Genomic DNA, 2,644 nt, shown 5'->3' with positions numbered 1-2,644 from the left:
CAAGAATACCCCCTCAAGGAACTCCTTTATGTCAGCATCGGTAAGCTCGTGGTTTTCAGGGCTCATAATTTTGCTTCTTTTAATGGCTAACACCAAAATCAGCGGCGAGTTTACGAGTCCGCTGCATTTTCTTGTTCAATGACTTTCATGCTATGAGCTAACTCTTGTTCAAGACTCATCATGTGTCGTGACATCTCATTATATTTACTTTTCGAATGATCTAAATGTTGTTTGATTTGGGCGTAATCTTCTGAAACTGACTCGTAATGTTGCATCAAACGATCAATATCAACTTCTCTATCACCGTCATGTAGCATATGATTTCGATGCTCTCTCAAACTATTTCGTTCATTCTCCAACATATGTCTTTTTTCTTGCAGCATGCTCATTTCTTTTTCATATGACATCATTTGATGACGAACCTGTTCAAGCTCATCCATAAGGTGATGCACTTTTAATTTTCTTCTTTTTATGAACTCCATTTCCTTCATTTTCTTATAAGCAATCTTATCTCGCCTTCTAACTTCTCTTATTTCCTCGACAATTTCATCACTAACTTGTTCATTCAAATTCTCTCTTGCTAGCTCAAGAAACCTATCTGCTTGATACATGTGAAATGTATTTTCAGCTCTATCTTTAAATTCTTTCACCAACTCTGGTCTGGGGCCAATAGTCTTTCCTTTAAATTTTTCCCACCAATCTTCCTTTTTATCATCAGTTACAAGAACTATGCCCTTTTTGGCTTCAATTGACTTGTCGATAACCTGATTCCAAACGATCAAATCTCCATATTTTCGACACTTCTCTGTGAATACATCGCTATCTCCAGATTTGATGCCATCTTTAAATCCAGGTGGAATTTTTTGCTTATAACGTTCCTCGCCATCAACAATCAAATTTTCTAGATCTTCTCTAGAATATGGCTGCCCTACATTATTCTCAAATATGGAAGAAATAGACTCTTTAATTTCATCATTAGAAATACGTTTGGTGTGAATCCCTTTGTTTTCTGACAACTCATTACAAAGAAGGTCAAAGACCTTATTGACTTGATTCATTGTCTGCTGACTAACAAAGGGGTGTTGACGAGCGTTATCCAAATCACTCCTTAAAGAGTTTATAGCTTTAGCCGTTTCGTCATATGAGCGTTCTTGTTGATCAATTACCGATAGTCGATTATTTAAATATTCCTCGGCAGCTCTATGAGGCAGCCATACACGCTCTTGTATTTTTTGAAGAAGCTGAAGAAACTCGCGTCTAGCAGAATCAGAATACCTATAAAAATTCAATAATATATTTGCATCAAATACAAAAATGCAGGAATCCCACACCTGCTTTAAATTCTTTTCACTTTCTTTAAAGTGGCCGGGGAAAAGGTCCTTCATATTATCTCCATCATTGAACGGCGCGCTTTGCGGAAAACTTTTCCGACAACAGCACTTTGTTAGATTTTGTACTTTAGGACTACATTCTCTACCAGGTCCTGTATGAACTCAGTTGCTTTAAGTTCAGATATTGATATTCCTGATGGGTGAGCGCTTGAGTTACGTGTTCCGAGTTTTTCATCAAGAATTTTTCTAACGTCATTGGTGATGATCTTTGCTGAGCGGCAGAACTCAATGAACTTACCCTCTGGAATTTCAGTAAAGTCATCAACGGAAGTGAGCTTTGATATTTTTACTCTTTTGTCTGTGTTCGCTGATAGAGCGGCGTCGAATTCATTTTTTTTATGCTTGTATATGTATTTATATAAATGGTTTACAGTCAAAATCCAAGCTAAAACTATACTTGCTCGTTTGGCCCCTATTTCATAGCAATCGATGGCTTCCTGAAGGAAAGACTTTTGATGCGAGTCCGTTATATCTGAGAGCATATTTCTTAGAAGATAAGAGGTTTCTCTCTTCGACGGCCCTGTACTTAATTTTTTTTGAAGATCCAGTTCGGCAGAGCGCTCAAGAATATATCCATCTTTCTTTTTTATGAACTTCTTTCCTTTCCCTCGCTTACTTTTCGCAGAAAGATATGAAGGTATATTGGAATACGGTTCAATCCTTAAAATATCAAAGCACTCTTTCAGCTGGCGAGAGTTCGCAGAATCCTCTTCTTTGATTACGGTAATGAAGTAAACAAAAAAGTCAATTAATTCCGTTTTTTTTAGCTCTTCGAAATTTTCAATCTGAAGAACGAAATCATCTAAATCTTGATTCATTTACTTACTTTGCCTTTTTCTTAGGGAGATCTCGTTCAACATAATCCTCGCCTATATGGTGAAGGCTTGAATTCGAGCCACTCTTAACAATATATGAGGATATAGCCAGATTAGAAAGTACGGAAGTTAGCCTTTTTGGAGCCTTTTCATTCACGGTACGAAGCCCCGTGAACACTTCATCTTTGCTCAAAGATTCTCTGTTGGTATTTTTGATTAGCCAATAAATTACGGTCAAGACATGATCTGACTGCCCCGACGGGCTCTTCTCTGCATAGAAATCTTTAAAGGCTTGCCTCTCATCGGCATTCAGCCCAAGTTCTACGGTCTTAAAGGTTTCCGGTTTTGCGGAAGAAGTTCTCTTTGGCTTGGCAAGAGTTTTTCCTTTGGGCTCTACTGCTTCGACGGCTTCTTCGTTAACATTTTCTTCGTCCCCTT

The 2,644-nt window shown here is 37.9% G+C and carries 3 protein-coding genes; all 3 read right to left on the bottom strand.

Annotation, left to right across the window (positions count from 1 at the left end):
- Positions 1-110: 110 nt before the first annotated feature.
- Positions 111-1,385: a PIN-like domain-containing protein gene (locus ACT3T6_RS17635; protein WP_193054557.1), complete on the bottom strand. Its 1,275-nt coding sequence runs from the start codon at positions 1,383-1,385 to the stop codon at positions 111-113.
- Between the two features lie 59 nt (positions 1,386-1,444).
- The gene (locus tag ACT3T6_RS17630; RefSeq protein ID WP_226913596.1) at positions 1,445-2,209 is read right to left on the bottom strand and encodes a hypothetical protein; all 765 of its coding nucleotides are present in this window, start codon (positions 2,207-2,209) and stop codon (positions 1,445-1,447) included.
- Positions 2,210-2,213: 4 nt separating this feature from the next.
- A partial coding sequence (locus tag ACT3T6_RS17625) for a hypothetical protein (protein ID WP_444625973.1) occupies positions 2,214-2,644 on the bottom strand: 431 nt, incomplete at its 5' end.

It is taken from the genome of Halomonas sp. 72 (assembly GCF_052379785.1).
Taxonomy (GTDB): Bacteria; Pseudomonadota; Gammaproteobacteria; order Pseudomonadales; family Halomonadaceae; genus Vreelandella; species Vreelandella citrativorans.
Note: the sequence above shows the minus strand (reverse complement) of the source record. Positions and strands in the feature narration are given on the sequence as shown.